16 protein-coding genes and 2 riboswitches are annotated in these 14,919 nt (G+C 71.1%); of the genes, 9 read left to right on the top strand and 7 right to left on the bottom strand.

The features are described from left to right. The first annotated feature begins 117 nt into the window (after positions 1–117). Complete coding sequence (locus tag ABD793_RS28990) at positions 118–480, top strand: fluoride efflux transporter CrcB (protein ID WP_344865667.1); 363 nt, start codon at positions 118–120, stop codon at positions 478–480. Positions 481–542: 62 nt separating this feature from the next. Here the strand turns inward: ABD793_RS28990 and wzt are convergent, their stop codons facing one another. The 7 genes from wzt to ABD793_RS28960 all read right to left on the bottom strand — a co-directional run bounded on the left by wzt (position 543) and on the right by ABD793_RS28960 (position 7,305). After that, positions 543–1,385 (bottom strand): galactan export ABC transporter ATP-binding subunit Wzt/RfbE, encoded by an 843-nt coding sequence (wzt, locus tag ABD793_RS28985; protein WP_344865665.1) that lies wholly within the window; start codon positions 1,383–1,385, stop codon positions 543–545. Next, entirely contained in the window at positions 1,372–1,491 is a 120-nt protein-coding gene (locus ABD793_RS42825; protein WP_425548789.1) for a phosphatase PAP2 family protein, read from the bottom strand. Before ABD793_RS42825 ends, wzt begins: the two co-directional genes overlap by 14 nt. Beyond that, complete coding sequence (locus ABD793_RS28980; protein ID WP_344865663.1) at positions 1,488–1,952, bottom strand: phosphatase PAP2 family protein; 465 nt, start codon at positions 1,950–1,952, stop codon at positions 1,488–1,490. Before ABD793_RS28980 ends, ABD793_RS42825 begins: the two co-directional genes overlap by 4 nt. A gap of 6 nt (positions 1,953–1,958) precedes the next feature. Further along, positions 1,959–3,647: a dynamin family protein gene (locus ABD793_RS28975; protein WP_344865661.1), complete on the bottom strand. Its 1,689-nt coding sequence runs from the start codon at positions 3,645–3,647 to the stop codon at positions 1,959–1,961. Further along, a complete protein-coding gene (locus ABD793_RS28970) occupies positions 3,644–4,114 on the bottom strand; it encodes an NUDIX hydrolase (protein ID WP_344865659.1) in 471 nt (156 codons plus the stop codon). The genes ABD793_RS28975 and ABD793_RS28970 overlap by 4 nt, the downstream gene beginning before the upstream one ends. A 58-nt stretch (positions 4,115–4,172) precedes the next feature. Beyond that, positions 4,173–4,236, bottom strand: a riboswitch (Fluoride riboswitch). 49 nt (positions 4,237–4,285) lie between these two features. Continuing rightward, the gene (locus ABD793_RS28965) at positions 4,286–5,782 is read right to left on the bottom strand and encodes a MutS-related protein (protein ID WP_344865657.1); all 1,497 of its coding nucleotides are present in this window, start codon (positions 5,780–5,782) and stop codon (positions 4,286–4,288) included. Beyond that, entirely contained in the window at positions 5,779–7,305 is a 1,527-nt protein-coding gene (locus ABD793_RS28960) for a MutS-related protein (RefSeq protein WP_344865655.1), read from the bottom strand. The genes ABD793_RS28965 and ABD793_RS28960 overlap by 4 nt, the downstream gene beginning before the upstream one ends. 28 nt (positions 7,306–7,333) lie before the next feature. Continuing rightward, a riboswitch (Fluoride riboswitch) is annotated at positions 7,334–7,395 on the bottom strand. A 136-nt stretch (positions 7,396–7,531) separates the two neighbouring features. Here ABD793_RS28960 and ABD793_RS28955 point away from each other — a divergent pair. From ABD793_RS28955 to ABD793_RS28920, 8 genes are read left to right on the top strand one after another with little or no spacing between them, the layout of a single operon-like run. Continuing rightward, on the top strand, positions 7,532–8,401 hold the full coding sequence (locus ABD793_RS28955; protein WP_344865653.1) for a DUF4129 domain-containing protein: 870 nt from the start codon (positions 7,532–7,534) through the stop codon (positions 8,399–8,401). Further along, a complete protein-coding gene (locus ABD793_RS28950) occupies positions 8,398–8,826 on the top strand; it encodes a hypothetical protein (RefSeq protein ID WP_344865651.1) in 429 nt (142 codons plus the stop codon). The genes ABD793_RS28955 and ABD793_RS28950 overlap by 4 nt, the downstream gene beginning before the upstream one ends. Further along, positions 8,823–9,788, top strand: coding sequence for an AAA family ATPase (locus ABD793_RS28945; RefSeq protein ID WP_344865649.1), 966 nt, complete (start codon positions 8,823–8,825; stop codon positions 9,786–9,788). Before ABD793_RS28950 ends, ABD793_RS28945 begins: the two co-directional genes overlap by 4 nt. Beyond that, positions 9,785–11,023, top strand: coding sequence for a DUF58 domain-containing protein (locus ABD793_RS28940; RefSeq protein WP_344865647.1), 1,239 nt, complete (start codon positions 9,785–9,787; stop codon positions 11,021–11,023). The genes ABD793_RS28945 and ABD793_RS28940 overlap by 4 nt, the downstream gene beginning before the upstream one ends. Continuing rightward, positions 11,020–11,523 (top strand): hypothetical protein, encoded by a 504-nt coding sequence (locus tag ABD793_RS28935; protein WP_344865645.1) that lies wholly within the window; start codon positions 11,020–11,022, stop codon positions 11,521–11,523. The genes ABD793_RS28940 and ABD793_RS28935 overlap by 4 nt, the downstream gene beginning before the upstream one ends. Beyond that, positions 11,520–12,812, top strand: coding sequence for a phosphopyruvate hydratase (gene eno / locus ABD793_RS28930; protein ID WP_344865644.1), 1,293 nt, complete (start codon positions 11,520–11,522; stop codon positions 12,810–12,812). The genes ABD793_RS28935 and eno overlap by 4 nt, the downstream gene beginning before the upstream one ends. Positions 12,813–12,815: 3 nt before the next feature. After that, entirely contained in the window at positions 12,816–13,256 is a 441-nt protein-coding gene (locus ABD793_RS28925) for a hypothetical protein (protein WP_344865642.1), read from the top strand. Further along, a complete protein-coding gene (locus ABD793_RS28920) occupies positions 13,253–14,581 on the top strand; it encodes a hypothetical protein (RefSeq protein WP_344865640.1) in 1,329 nt (442 codons plus the stop codon). Before ABD793_RS28925 ends, ABD793_RS28920 begins: the two co-directional genes overlap by 4 nt. Positions 14,582–14,919 lie beyond the last annotated feature (338 nt).

The raw sequence follows: 14,919 nt of genomic DNA, 5'->3' as shown, positions 1-14,919 counted from the left end.
CGGAGCGCGTCAGCGCCCGGCGGTGGGGCTCGCCGGACCCGAACCGCGGCAGCTCGCCGCCAACAGTCCCTACCTCGTCCGATGATCGCTGCGATCAGACAGGTAGGGAGGTCGCGCGTGGCGACCCTGGTCATGCTCCTCGGCGGACTGCTCGGGTTCGCGCTGCGCACCACGATCGACGCGAGGGGACGCACCGGTTCCCGGTGGTATCCGCTCGTGGTCAGCGTCGCCGGCGGATTCGCCCTCGGCGCACTCACCGGTGCCGCGCTGCTCGGCCTGCCGCGCGACAGTCCGCTCGCCGCGGCCGGGATCGGCCTCTCCGCCGCGGTGACCACCTTCTGCGTCTTCGGACCCGCCACCCGCGCGCTCGTGCACCAGGGGCCGGCCCGCCGCACCGTCCTGTCCGCGCTCGGCCACGTCGTGTCGGGATTCGCCGCTGCGACCGGTGGCGTCGTGCTCGGCATCGCGCTCGTGTCCTGACCACTGATCGGCGCGTCATGCGGTAGTTCACCGCGCCGGCCGCCGCGCGGATCGACCCTCCCCTACCGGCGCCCCGTCCCCGGTTCGCTCGAAGCCGTGATCGACCGCCGCGCGGCATGTTCACCCCGGACGTGCTCGAAACGTGGATCGCTTTCAAGCGTGCGCACGGCGCGACGGCGGTAGGCGCCGACGACCTCGGCCACCGCACCGGCCTGCACGATCCGCCCGGATTCCAGCCACAGCGCCGAATCGCACAGGTCGAGCAGAAAATCCTCGGTGTGCGAGGCGAACACCAGCAGTCCGCACCGCGCGATCAGCTCGTGCAGCCGGGACCGGGCCCGTTCGAGAAAGTCCGCGTCGACCGCGCCGATGCCCTCGTCCAGCACCAGGATCTCGGGGTCGATGGAGGTCACCACGCCGAGCGCCAGCCGGACCCGCATGCCGGTGGAATAGGTACGCAACGGCATCCGCAGGTAGTCACCCAGCTCGGTGAACTCGGCGATCTCGCCGGCTCGGGCACGCATCTGCTTGCGAGTCATGCCGAGGAACATCCCGCGCACCAGGATGTTCTCCAGCCCGGAGGTTTCCGGGTCCAGGCCGAGGCCGAGATCGAACACCGGCGCCACTCGCCCGCTCCGCCACGCGGACCCGCGGGTGGGCTCGTAGATCCCCGCCAACAGCCGCAACAGGGTCGATTTGCCGGCGCCGTTGTGCCCGACCAGCCCGACCCGGTCACCCTCCGCAATGGACACGGTGAGGTCCTGCAACGCGGTCACGACCGGCACCTTCGCCCCGTCCCGGATCGCACCTCCCGCCGAGCGGAGCACCCGCTTCTTCAGCGAACGCGATTTCGCGTCGAAAACCGGGAACTCGACGAACGCGTGGCACAGCTCAACACCGATCACGGCGGCGCCTCCCCACCCGGTGCGCCACCGCCAGAGTCGCCACGGCGAACCCCCACCCGCCCACCACGTCGCTGGGCCAGTGCACACCGAGCACGACCCGGCTCATCCCGATCGCCGCTGCCACCGGCACGTGACACCCGCTGGCCGGGACAGGAGATCCGCCGCGGCGAGAGCGACGCCGAGCGTCCCGAGTGCGGTGTGCCGGGACGGGAAACTCGGACCGGACCACGGAGCGCGCCAGAGCCGTTCGGGTGGACGTGGCCGGGCGATCAGCTCGGCGGTGCCGCGCCGGAGGGCAGTTGCCGCGGCAAGGGTCGACAGCGGACCGGCCCAGTGCGCCCGGCCGCCGGAGCGCACTGCCCGGACCAGGCAGGAAGTGCCGACCAGCGCCCACACCACCGGCGTCTCGCCCAGTGCGGTGACCACCCGGGCGAACGGCACCGCAGACCGCGGGACTCGCTCGTGGACCCACTCCAGGATCAGCAGTTCCGTCTGCATCCACCGCTGCGAACCGGCGAGCCGACCGGGCGCTTGATCCCGGCATTCGTGCTGCACGAAAGAGTTCACGTCGCTTCACCGCGCCGTTGCGGTGGCGGCGGAGACGGCGGCGTCGAGTTCGCGCACCAGCTGATCCAGGGTGCCGATTCGATCGCCCAGCTCGCCGAGACGTCCTTCCTGGGCAGTGCCCCGGCCCCGGGTTGCTTCCAGGAGACCGTCTTCGAGTGCGGCGACCTGTGCGCGCCAGATGTCCGCGAGCGCGTGCTCGGTGCCCCGTGCGGTGTCCTGCAGCCATGTCTGGAGGGCAGACCGGGCTCGTCCGAACGGGCGCGGCACCGCAGCCTCCGCCCACCCGGCCAGGTGGCGGTGCAACCGCTTCCGGCGGATCGGGGCCGGCATCCGACCCGCCAGCGCCGTGGTGACCAGCTCCCGCCACGCGACCTCCGGACCGATTTCGAGTGCCGGCAACCGCGGCGCTGCCTCGGGTTCGGGCACCTGCGCGTCGGCCAACCGGATTTCGAGCACACCGGCGGCGGCCGCCCGCGCCCGCGTGAGATCTGCGGTGAGACCGGCCAGCGCCTGCCGCGCACCGGCCTGTGCAGTGGCTTCCAGCTCGGCACCGATCTGGTGGAACCACGTGGTACCGGACTCGGCCGCACGATCACCGAGTTCCTTCCGCATCAGGTCCGCCGCCGCCTCGGGACGCGCCGGCTGTTCCGGTAGCGCCGCTCCGAGCAGCCGCCGCGCGGACGCCACCGCCGCGTCGACCGCGTCTTCGTGGGAAGTGTCCAGGCGAGCGCGGGCGCGGCGTGCCACACCGTGCACGTGGTCGACCGCGGCCGATTCGGCGGTGCGAGCGTTTTCCAGGATCTCCCGCAATGCGCGCACCACATCCGCACTGTCCTCGGCGGACCTGCGGAGCAGTTCATGCTCGATCCGGAGGGCCTCGAGCGCCGCGGCGACCTCTCGGCGCATCGTCCGTGCGGTGGCTGCGACGACGTCCGCCTCGCCGTGGCGGGTGATCCGTTCGCCGAGCCACGCGGCCAATTCCGCCGGCTCGGACGTGCGCAGCGACAGCGGAAGCACGGGCACTCCCGCGCCCAGCGGCTGCGTGACCGCTGCTCTGGTGAAGGCGACGATCTCCGCCAGATCCTCCGCCCGCACCAGGTCGATCTTGTTGACCACCACCGCCGCGGACGCCGCGGTGCGCAGCACCTCGGTGGCCAGCGACAGTTCGGCCTGCGACACCGGCGGATCGGCCGCCACCACCAGCACGGCGAGATCCACGCTGTCGCGGGCCCGCGCGGCTTCCTCGGTGTTGGCCCGGTGCACCGAGCCGGTACCCGGTGAATCGACCACCTCGGTGCCCTCCGGCAGGTACCGCGAGGGCGCCGTGATCCGCACCGAGTCGATCCGGCGGGCGTTGCCCGGATTACCTCGCTCACTGACCAGATCGGCCACTTCGGCCAGCCCGATCGGCTGGGCGTGCCCGTCCCGGTGGCGAACTTCGGCGTCCACTGTGGACGCGACCGTCACCGTGGTGGCGACGGAGGTCACCGGCAGCGCGCCGGTCGGCAGCAGGTCTCGGGCGAACAACGAGTTCACCAGCGTGCTCTTGCCACGTTTGGCTTCGCCGAGCACGAGCACCCGGACCCGCCCGGCAAGCGCGCGGGAGATCGTGTCGTCCAGCAGCCGGGCCCGGCCGGCCGGAAGGCAGGGCCGGGCCCGCTCGGCGAGGTGAGCCAGCTGTGCCGCGGTGGTCACCACGTTCGCCTCGCTTCGGCCGGCGCCGGTCGCCACACGTTGCCCAGGTAAGCGGCAGTCCGCTGTGCGCCACCGGCGTGGAACGAGCGAAGGTGCCCGCCGATCGGCGGCCGCAATCCCAGCGACGGCACGTGTTCCAGGTGCACGAACGACGGCACGAGACCGGCTTCGGCCCCGTGCGGCTCGGATTCGGGATCGTCGTCCACGGCATGCAGCACGATCTCGATCAGGTGCTGCCCGTACTCGGGATTGGTGGTCTCCAGCACGAACGCCACGCCACCCGGGAGGACCGCGAGACCGGTCTCCTCGCGTACCTCGCGGCGCACGCAGGATGCGACGGATTCCCCGTCCTTCGGCGTGCCACCGGGCAGCACCCAGTCCTCGGTCCGCCGGCACAGCAGCACGTGCGCGCGCCGCAGGATCAGGCCGGTGCACCGCAGGTTCACCGGTTTGGCGTCCAGCCCCATGGCTTCCTCCTCGTCCGGTCGTCCGGCGCAGCCACTCACGAAAGCTGTGCGGACGCGGTCACAGGTAGAAGCCATCAGCGCCGGCCGGCGCGATCACGGCGAGCTCCATCGCCGGTCGTGACCCCGCGGGCCACGGACACTTTCACGGTAACAGCCGCACCGGATCCGCGCCTACCCGTCACTGCCGGTGGCAGGGGCGAAGACCCGGCGGTAGGAGTCCGCCCCGTAACTGGTCGGCAACGGCTCGCCCTCGGCCAGCCGGTAGGTCTGCCCGCGTTCCGCGCGCAGGAACAGCATGTCGTCACGGTGCTGCTCGTGGAGACTGCGGCCCAGGTCGTACAGGTGGGTGACGAACAGGACCTTGACCCCCGACTCGGTGAGAGCGCGGATCACCCGGCGGGCGAGTTCGGAGCCTTCGGCCTCGTTGGTGGAGGCGAAGGATTCGTTGCACAGCAACTGCCCGCCGGGCCGGATCCGGTCGGCGATTTCGCTCATCCTGGCCAGTTCCTCGTCCAGTTTGCCTTTCGTCATCGTGTCGTCCTCCTCCCGTTTGAAGTGGGTGAACAGACCCGTGCAGACATCGGCGCGCAACGATCCGGCCGGTGCGAACATGCCGGCCTGCAGCATCAGCTGCGCGGTACCGCAGCTGCGCAGGAAGGTCGACTTGCCACCCTGATTGGCGCCGGTGATCAGCACGAGCGACGCCCCGTCCGCATCGACATCGTTACCGGCCACCGGTTCCCGGCTCCGCAGCGCCAGGCAGACGTCGTACAACCCGCGTGCGGTCAGCGCCACGTCTGTGCCGGGGCGAGGCTCGGGGAAACAGCACGGCGCACCCTTCGCGGACAGGCGCTCGTGGAGGTTCAGGCAGCCGAGGTAGAACGCCAGCTCGGCACGCAGCACGTGGAAGAAGCTCTTCACGTGGTCGGCGGACTGGGCCAGTGCGTTGGCGACCACGTTCAGCCCCTGGTCCTGCAGGTCGCCCAGCGCACGGGCACCGGCCTCGTCCCGGGCCGGCACGGTGAACCCGTAGCTGGGCGGGGAACTGCCGGCGATGCGTTCCAGCCAGCCACGGTGCGGTACGCGGTGCAAACCGTAGCGGACCCCGCGGTTGCCCGCACCGAGTTCCGCGCTCATCAGCACTCCGTGCGGGAATTCGAGCTCCTTCAGGTGATTGCCCACCAGCGCGAAGTAGTCGTCGTCCAGTTCCTCCTGCAGCATCGCGAAAAACCGCCGGAATCCCGGCGAATCGAACGCACCGGCGTGCTCGGCTGCGATCTGCCGCAGCTGCCGGAGGTTCTCGACGAGGTACTCCAGTATCTTCACCGACCGGTGCAGGATGTGCTCGGGTGACTCGCGGGACAGGATGCCGAACCAGACCTTGCGCTCCACCCGGCGTGCGTCGACGGCGATGGCGTAGAGGTCGCGCACGACCGCCGGATTGGCCACGCAGTCGGCGAGAACCTGCTGGCGGTAACGGATCTCCTCCGGCTCGGAGAGGCTCGCGAACACCACGCGGGGCACGATGTCACGCAGGAACTCGTCTTCCGCGGCCATCGCGTCGAACAGCGTGTCCAGTTCGAGGTCCTGGGTGAGGTCGTGCCGGTTCGGCGGCGGCGAGGCGTCCGGTGCGCCGTCCCGGTCGCCGTGCAGCAGGAAGACCTTCATCGCCCGATCCGCCTCCTCAGCTCCTGGTAGGTGAGTCCGTACTTGGTCGCGAGCGCCGCGGCGTAGGCGAGCCCGTCCGCCGGTCTGCGCTCGATCTTGTAGGTCCGTTCCGCCGGATCGTCCGGCACGACCGCACCCACCATGCTGACCGTCTCCTCGCCCAGCGCGGCGAGATCGTCCACAAAGGTCACGTAGACGGCGAGCGCACCCAGATCGATAATGCGGCGCAGCACTTCGGTACCGATGTAGCGAGCGTCCTGCAACGTGGTGGACGCGAAGCTCTCGTTCAGCACGATGACGCTGCGACCCGTCGCGTCGCGGAGGATGTCGCGGATCCGCACCAGTTCGTCCTCGAGCTTGCCACGCAGGCTGACCGGGTCCTCCTCCCGTTCGAAGTGGGTGAAGACCCGGTCCGGCAGGAACAGCCGGGCCCGCGCCGCGGGCACCGGGCAGCCCAGCGCGGCCAGATGGGTCAGCTGCCCGAACATCCGCGCGAACGTGGTCTTGCCACCCTGATTCGGCCCGGTCACCACGAGCACGCGTTCGGTGCTGCTCGTCCGGAAGTCGTTGCACACCACCGGTGTGTCCGGGACCAGCTTGGTGGCCAAGGCGAGATCGAAGGCGTCCTCGGCGAACACTTCCCGCGAGCTGGCCGACACTTCCGGATAGCAGAACGTCAGTCCTGCCTGGGAAAGCCGCCGGACGTGGGCCAGGTAGGCCAGGTAGAACTGCACCTCGCGGTCGAACCGGCCGATCGTGGCCTCCACCGGGTCCCGGTGCCGCTCGCAGTAGCCGGCCAGCGCGCGGAAGGTTTCCGGATGGAGCCGGGCGACACAGTCGAGCACCTGGGCCTCGATGTGGTTCATCTCCGGCGGATCGCGGAAGTCGACGAGGTAGTCCTGCACGGCACCCTGTTTGAACTTCGCGAACGTCTTTTCGACCTCGCTGCTGTAGTCGGCGTCCTCGGCGAACGCGCTGACCTTGACCCGTGCTCCCTGCACGTGCACGCGGTACTTGATCCGGGCCAGCCGTTCCTGCAGGTCGCGGGTGTCGGCGAGCAGAGCGCGAAAGGACTCGCCCGAGAGGTAGCCGGTCACGTGCTCGCGCATCGCCTGCAGGCCACGGGAACGGAGCTCGACCCGGTCCAGACCTTCCTGCAAGAAGGCGACCGCAGCACAGTAGGAGTCCACCGAGTCCAGGAACCACCGCTGCTGCTGCCTCGGATAGTGGATCTTGCCGGCCAGCGTGCGGCGCTTGCGCATGCGCTGCATCCGCTCGGCGAACTCCCCGAGCACCTCGTGCACCTCGTCGCGCTCGAGGTCACCGAACACCTCGTGCCGGTATTCGACGGCCGATTCCTCGTGGAGCGGCGCGAAGAAGAACGGGTCCAGCTCGTAGTCGCCGTGCCCGGCGGTGATCGCGGACACCACTTGACCGAAATTCAGGTCGCCGAAGAACGCGGGCTCGGCAAGCCCGTCGGCGGATTCGCCGTCGGGGAACAGGACGCTCGGAAAACGCGGCATGCCGCACCACCCGCTTCCAACCAGCTCGGTACTGGTAGAAGCCATCAGCCGGGTGCGGCGGTTGCGGCGAGCTTCATCGCCTCGCCCCAGCATACCCGAACCGGGCGATCGGCTGATCGCATCCGGCGCCGGGTCGTGGCACAATCAGCAGGAGGTGATGGGGCTCACCCGAACCGCGGCACGCCGCTAACGGTCCCTGACGAACAGGTCAGGGAGAGGTGTGCTGATGCGACACCGGGATGAAGCCACGCTTCCGGCATCGGTGCCGATGGTCGGAGTCCTGCTGGCCGCCGGCGCGGCGGGGCTGCGTGCCCGAGCGGACTCCCACTGGTCGTTCCCGGGCCCGTTCGCCCACGCCGGCGGCACGACGATGGCCGTCTTCGCCTCGGTCCTGATCGTGGCCGGCCTGCTGCTGGTGCTCTTCCTGTTCGCGGCACTGCGGCGCCGCCGCAGGCCGGAAGACGACGACTTCCAGCACGTCGTCGAAGCACCGGGCACGAAGTGGGGCCGACGGTGGGCGGTGCCGGCGATCCTCGCGGTGACCGCTGCGCCGCTCGTCGGCCTGGCCTTCATGGCGTCGCGGGCCGCTCGGCCCGGTGTTGCCCCGATCCGGCTCGCACCGCCGGCGCCGCCCGCACCTTTGCCAGGACCGGCGGGCGCACCGGATGGCGGCGGACAGTCCTGGCTCCTGCTGGTCGTGCTCCTCGTGGTCGCGGCGCTGGCGGTAGCGCTCGTCCGGCGCCGCCGGCCGCGGACGGCGAATACCGGTGCGCTGGCCGCGGCCACCGAGGCCGGCCGAACCGAGCTCGCGCTGCCGACCGCAGGCGGGCCGCGCGGCGCGATCCTGCGCTCGTTCGCCGCGATGGAACGCGCGCTGGCCGGTTCGGCCGAAGCGGCGCCGCGGCCCTCCGATACTCCGTCCGCGGTGCTCGCCCGCGCCGCGGACGCCGGACTCGTGCGATCCGGCCCGGCAGGCAGGCTGGTCGACGTCTTCGCCGAAGCCAGGTTCAGCCACCATCCGATGACCGGTGCCCACCAGGACACCGCACGCCGGGCACTCGACGAGCTCCTCGACGATCTGGGCAGGCGGACATGATTCCGATCGTTGTGCCGGTCGTCGCGGTGGCGTTGCTCGCCGCGGGCTACGCCGTCGCCGCAACCACCGGCCTGTTCGTGAGCGCCGTACTGATCACGGTGCTGGTGGTGCTCGCCGTCCGCGCGTCCCTGCACGGGTCCGCCCGGCCGGGGATTCCCGAACGCGCCGCCCGGCGGCCGGACTTTCCCGGTTACGCCAAGCTCGCCGCGGCCGTCGCCTGGTCGGACACCTCCCGGCATGCGTGGGATTGCGATCTGCGGCCGATCCTGGTCCGGCTGGTGGGCCCGGCGGACGGCAGGCAGGTGCTCGGCGAGGACCTCTGGCCGTTGGCCGACCCACGCCGTTCGCGGTCCGGCGACCGGGATGCGCCCGGACCGTCGCGGGAAACCCTCGAACGGATCCTCGACCGCCTGGAGGCACGATGACACTCGCCGACGCGGGCACCGCAGCCCGCTCGATCGCCGCACTCGACGAGGCCGAGCACGCAGTGGTCGGCAAACGGGAGGTCCTGGAGCTGATCCTGCTGGGCATCCTCGCGCGCGGGCACGTGCTCATCGAAGACCTGCCGGGGCTGGGCAAGACGCTCATCGCGCGCTCCTTCGCGACGGTGCTCGGCCTCGAGTTCTCCCGCATCCAGTTCACCCCGGATCTCCTGCCTTCCGACGTCACCGGTGCGGTCGTCTACGACCAGGCCGAGCACCGGCTGGTGTTCCGTCCCGGGCCGGTGTTCACCAACCTGCTGCTGGCCGACGAGATCAATCGCACCCCGCCGAAGACGCAGGCCGCGCTGCTGGAAGCGATGGCCGAGGGACAGGTCAGCGTCGACGGGCGGACACACCGGCTGCCCGAACCGTTCGTCGTGCTCGCCACCGACAACCCGATCGAATACGAGGGCACCTATCCCCTGCCGGAAGCCCAGCTCGACCGGTTCACCCTGCGCGTGCGCATCGGCTACCTGCCCGCCGACGGCGAACAGGACATGTTGCGGCGGCGCCTCGAACGCGGCTCCGCCCCGCCCTCGCTGCGCCGGATCCTGATCGCCGGCGAGCTGCCGGTCCTGCAGGAGTCGGTCGAGCAGGTCGACGTGGACCGGGACATCCTGACCTACGTCGTCCAGCTGGCCGACGCGACCCGCGGGCATGCCCAGGTGGTCGTCGGTGCCAGCCCGCGGGCCTGTCTCGAACTGGTCCAGCTGGCACGGGCGAAAGCTCTGCTGGCCGGCCGGGACTACACGATGCCCGAGGACGTGAAGGCGCTCGTGCCCGCCGCCTGGGGACACCGGCTCAGCCTCCGGCCCGAATTGTGGGTTCGGCAGGTGCGCGGCGAGGATGTGCTCGCCCGGATCCTGAACGAGGTCCCGGTCCCCCGGGCAGGGAGGCCGGGATGAGCACCGTTGCGGTGCGCTGGCAGCCGACCCGGCTTGCCCTCGCCCTCGCCACCTGCGCCGGCATCACGGTGCTGGCCGGGGCAATCCTCGGGAAGATCGAACTGCTCGGCTTCGCCGCGCCCCTGCTGGGTGCCCTCGCCGGCGGCCGGCAACGGCAACGACCGGCCGGATCCCTCACCGTCGAGACGAGGCTGCAGCACCCGCGCTGCCTCGAATACGACGAAGTACCACTGACCGTCGACGCCGGGGCGAACGGCCCGGTCGACGAAATCTCCGTCTCGCTGCCTTCTCCGCACGTGGAAACCTCCACTCGGGACGGACGCACCTTCATGCTCCGGCCCGGACGCTGGGGGCGGTGGTCGTTGCAGCCGCGCGTGGCCGCGTACGCCCACTCCGGATTGGCCGAAACCACGCTGACGGCAGAGCGGACGGAGCTTCGGGTCTATCCGGCGGCCGGAACACTCGCCGCGATGCCGCGCCCGGCCGATCTGCCCGACCGCGCCGGCGTCCACATCGGACGAAGGCGCGGCAGCGGCATCGAATTCGCCGCGGTGCGGCCGTACCAGCCGGGGGACCTGCTCCGCCGGATCAACTGGACGGCCAGTGCCCGCCGCGGACAACTGCACGTCACCGACCGGCTCGCCGAGCAGGCCGCCGAGATCGTCGCGGTCGTCGACAGCTTCTCCGACGTTCCGCAGCCGGGCGGATCCACACTGGACCTCGGCGTGCACGGGGCGACCTCGGTCGTGCAGACCGCGCTGGACCGGGGTGACCGGGCCGGCGTGGTCGCACTGGGCGGCATCCTCCGCTGGGTCGGCCCCGACGTGGGCGAGCGGCAGTTCTACCGGGTGGCCGACACCCTTCTGGAGGTCAGGCTCGACGATGCCGTGGTCGAACCGGACCTCGGCCGGATCCCGCGGCCCGCGCTGCCTCCTCGCGCGGCCGTGGTGATGTTCTCGCCCTTGCTCGACCGACGGGCACTGGCTTCGGTCCGCGATCTTCGGCAGCGCGGATGCGCACTCGTCGTGGTCGACACTTTGCGTACCGCGCCGCCGACCGGACGGGACAGCCGGATCGACCGGATCGCCCTCCGGCTCTGGCGCCTCGAACGACGGCGTGTCGAAGCGAACCTGACCGATCTCGGGATCCCGGTCGTCCGCTGGCCCGTCGGCCACCTGCTCGACGAGGTGCTCGGGCCGCTCGCCCGCCGTCCATTGCCCGGGAGGACCGGATGAACGAGCCGGCACACGGGCCGGTCCCGATGGTCGGCACCGGCATGCTCATGGTTGCCTCCACTGTGCAGGCATCGCCCGTCGTCCTGCTCGCCGCGGCCGTCGCACTGCTGCTCGTCCTGGCCGCTGCTCGCCGGCCCGGCTCCTGGATCGTCGTGCTCGCGGCCCTGGCTGCCGCCGTTGCCACGGCAGTGGGCGGACCGTCGCTCGCGCAGGGCTGCGCGAGCGGGCTCCTCACGCTGGTGTTCCTCGGCACCGCCGAGGCGCGCCGCACTCTCCACCGCCACACCGGCCCGCTGACTTGGCTGCGCAACCGCAGCCGGCTGCTGTTCGGCGGCCTTGGCGGGGTCGTCGCCGTGCTCGTCGGCGGGCTCTGGGACATCGGCTCGGCCTGGCTCTCGACGGCCGGGGTGCTCGCGCTCGGCGCGGCCTACCTGCTCGCCGTGCACCCGCTCACCCGGCCCGGCGAAACCGCACCACCCAACCCGAGGAGGACACCGTGACCACTGTGCAGTTCACCGGCCTGCGCGCCTGCGAGATCCTGGACTCCCGTGGCCGCCCCACGCTGTCGGTCACCGTGTCCCACGGGTCCCGCAGCGCCACTGCGACGGTGCCCTCCGGTGCCTCGACCGGACGCAGCGAAGCCCACGAACGCCGAGATGCAGACCCGGCCCGCTACGGCGGCGCGGGGGTGCTCGGAGCCGTCGACACGGTCAACAGCGAACTCCGTCAGCTGCTCTGCGCCCGTTCCTGGACCGGCCTGGCCGACATCGACGCCGCGATGATCGAGCTGGACGGCACCGAGGACCGCAGCCGCATCGGGGCGAACGCGATCGTCGGCGTGTCCATGGCGGTGGCGCGCATGCTCGCCGACGCCGGCGAAGTCCCGCTGTGGTCCTGGCTGCACGTCCAGGGCGGACGGCCCCGGCTCCCCGTTCCGCATTTCAACGTGCTCAACGGCGGCGCGCACGCGCACACCGGCCTGGACTTCCAGGAGTTCCTGATCGCGCCGCTCGCGGCGGCCACCGTGGCGGAGGCGATCCGCGCCGGTGCCGAAGTCTACGCGGCACTGCGGACGTTGCTGGCCGACCGCGGCCATTCGGTCGGTCTCGGCGACGAGGGTGGATTCGCCCCGGAGCTCACCCGGCCCGAAGACGCACTGCAGTTGCTGTTGCGCGCGATCGAAGACGCCGGCTACCCCGCCGGGCTCGACGGCATCGCCATCGCACTGGACCCGGCCGCGTCCCAATTCCGCGGGCCCGACGGTACCTACCTGGTCAACGAGCACCGGCACAGCTCCTCGGACCTCGTGCAGCGCTACGTCCAGATGGTGCGCGACTTCCCGATCTGGAGCATCGAGGACGGCATGGCCGAGGACGATCTGGCCGGCTGGCGCGAACTCACCGCCGAACTCGGCGACCGCATCCAGCTGGTCGGCGACGACAACTTCGTCACCACCGCGGCCCGTATCGCCCGCGGTGCCAAACTGGCCGTCGCCAACGCCGCGCTGATCAAGCTCAACCAGATCGGCACCGTCACCGAAACACTCGAAGCCATCGAGATCTGCCGCGAACACGGGTACGGCCAGATGATCTCCCACCGGTCCGGGGAAACGACCGACGACTTCATCGCCGACCTCGCCGTCGGGGTCGGCTGCGGGCAGCTCAAAGCCGGTGCTCCCGCCCGCGGCGAACGGGTCGCGAAGTACAACCGGCTGCTGCAGATCGCCGCCGATGCGCCGGAACTCCCCTACGGCATCGCGGAAACCGCCTTCACTGTCCACACCGGATGAACGATGCCCGACTTCCTCCGCCGCTTCCGCCATCCGGCAGTCTCCCCCGAGCAGCAGTTGACCCGGCTGTTGTCGCTGCTCGACCGTGCCATCGCGGTCGCACCGGAGACCGAGACCGCCGTGCGCGCCTGCGGCGCCGCCGGCGAGGTGCCCGGCCACGTCGGCCGGGCCGGCGGCGAACTGGCCGGCACCTATCACCGGCTGCGAGAGGAGCTGCACGAGATCCCGGTGGACGACGAACGCGCGCCGCTCGCCGCGGAAATCGAGCGGCTGCTGCAGTACCACCAGTGGCTCCTGCACAGCGCCGTGCAACTGGCTTTCTCGCTCGACCCGGACCCACGAAGGGAGGCGATGCGGCGTCGTCTCGACGGCGTCGGTCCGCCCGCGGCCCGCCTGCGGGCCACTCGCGCTCGAGTAGCAGCGCAACTCCGGAGCATGCCGTGAAAACGGACGGGTGGCACGACGAGGAACGCCGCAAACTCGTCCGTGCACTCAACGAGGGTGGCTGTCTGCTGTGCCGAGACAAGGATGCCGCGCAGCACCACTGGTGCACCTGGTACGTCATGGAAACCCACCGGGAACCCGACTACCGCCGCCGGGTCGCGCGAAACGGCGGTTTCTGCGCACCCCACACCCGGCTGCTGATGACCAGTTCCGACGGCGTCCACGTCCTGCCCGCTCTCTTCGGGGACCTGGTCTCCTCCGCGCTCGCCGGCGTCACGTACTACCGCTGTGACGCGTGCGCCAAAATGACCGCCGCAGTCGGGCGGCGCCTGGGCACCGTCGTCCGGTGGCTCGACGACCCCGAGGTCCTGGCCGGCGCCGGACGACTGTGCACCCAGCACTTGCTCGACGTCCTGGAAACCGCACCGTGGCAGCTCGCGAGCACGTTGACCGCACTGGCCTCGGGGCAGCCGGATACCCCGCCGTCCGACCCCGATCTGCCGATCCGTGCCGCACATCTCGCCACTGCCGTTGATCTGCTTGTCCAGCAGGACAAGCAGCTCAACGACGAGTCCACAGTGGAACGTGTGCGCGCCGGGCTGGACCGATCCTGCTGCCCGGTGTGCCGGGCCCGTGCCCAGGGCGGACTGCGCTACACCAGCTGGCTTCTCGACCAGGACCTGGACCGTCTCGATCCCGGCGAGTCCGCGCTCTGCCCCGCGCATCTGGGCGACGCCACCGCCCTCGATCCCCGCGGCGCCGGCCGGATCGCCGAGGTGCTGCACCGAAGCGAGCAAGCCCGGCTGGCCCAACTCGCCGATCGCCTTGCCGCCACCCCGCAGGCCCGGATGTCCGCCCGTCTCCGCGCCGCTTGGCCGCCCCTCACCCGAGGGAACCGAACCGAAGCTGCGGCCGCCCTCCGGCGACCGGAGCGCTTCGTCGCCGAGGCGCTCCGGAACTTCCGCCACAACGAGCCCTCGTGTGCCACCTGTGCGGCAAGCGAACTCGCCGAACGCCGAGAACTCGCACTGCTCGAAGCGGCAGCTCACCACAGCACCGTCCGCGAACGCTGGACACACGGCCACGGTCTGTGCCGCGACCACGCTCCACGCGCCGCACCGGAGGTCGCGACGCAGGTGCTGCGCAGCCGGTTGGCACTGCTTGGATGGGAACTCGACGAAACCCGCCGCAAACGTGCCTGGCGCACCCGGCACGAACCGGCCACCCCAGCCGAAACCTCCTGGCCCCGCGCCATCCCGTTCCTCTGCGGCGACGCCTATCTAGGCCTCACCGCCACCGAATTCCACGACCAGGACAACCGATGAGCGCTCCGCATCCCCCGATCCCGGCTCAGCCGGCCGCGGCCCGACGTTCTGGCTACCCACGGCCGGACAGTCCAGAAGGGACGGACACGGCGCGGTGCGATCCCGGACGACCGGGGTCGGCGCGACGGTTGGGCACCGTTGTTGCCGACGGTGCCCATTCCATCGTCGGCAACCGGGTCGTTTCCGGGGCGGCGCGGGGACTCGGTCACGGCGCTGGTACTTGGCCGGTTGGCAAGAGCGTCCAGCAGGTGGGCCGGGATAACCGATCGGCCAGGGCGGAAGGGTCTTATCCGGGCACCGGCTCCGCTGGCACAGTGCAGCACGCGTCGCGATCGCGG

It is taken from the genome of Amycolatopsis ultiminotia, from assembly GCF_039536925.1.
GTDB classification, from domain to species: domain Bacteria; phylum Actinomycetota; class Actinomycetes; order Mycobacteriales; family Pseudonocardiaceae; genus Amycolatopsis; species Amycolatopsis ultiminotia.
Note: the sequence above shows the minus strand (reverse complement) of the source record. Positions and strands in the feature narration are given on the sequence as shown.

Bases quoted from the DNA above. Each gene is read 5' to 3' on its own strand.
- ABD793_RS28940 (WP_344865647.1), top strand. From the start codon at position 9,785: ATGAGCACCGTTGCGGTGCGCTGGCAGCCGACCCGGCTTGCCCTCGCC.
- ABD793_RS28955 (WP_344865653.1), top strand. From the start codon at position 7,532: ATGCGACACCGGGATGAAGCCACGCTTCCGGCATCGGTGCCGATGGTC.
- ABD793_RS28970 (WP_344865659.1), bottom strand. From the start codon at position 4,114: ATGGGGCTGGACGCCAAACCGGTGAACCTGCGGTGCACCGGCCTGATC.
- ABD793_RS28960 (WP_344865655.1), bottom strand. From the start codon at position 7,305: ATGCCGCGTTTTCCGAGCGTCCTGTTCCCCGACGGCGAATCCGCCGAC.
- ABD793_RS42825 (WP_425548789.1), bottom strand. From the start codon at position 1,491: ATGAGCCGGGTCGTGCTCGGTGTGCACTGGCCCAGCGACGTGGTGGGC.
- ABD793_RS28925 (WP_344865642.1), top strand. From the start codon at position 12,816: ATGCCCGACTTCCTCCGCCGCTTCCGCCATCCGGCAGTCTCCCCCGAG.
- ABD793_RS28950 (WP_344865651.1), top strand. From the start codon at position 8,398: ATGATTCCGATCGTTGTGCCGGTCGTCGCGGTGGCGTTGCTCGCCGCG.
- ABD793_RS28965 (WP_344865657.1), bottom strand. From the start codon at position 5,782: ATGAAGGTCTTCCTGCTGCACGGCGACCGGGACGGCGCACCGGACGCC.
- ABD793_RS28935 (WP_344865645.1), top strand. From the start codon at position 11,020: ATGAACGAGCCGGCACACGGGCCGGTCCCGATGGTCGGCACCGGCATG.
- ABD793_RS28945 (WP_344865649.1), top strand. From the start codon at position 8,823: ATGACACTCGCCGACGCGGGCACCGCAGCCCGCTCGATCGCCGCACTC.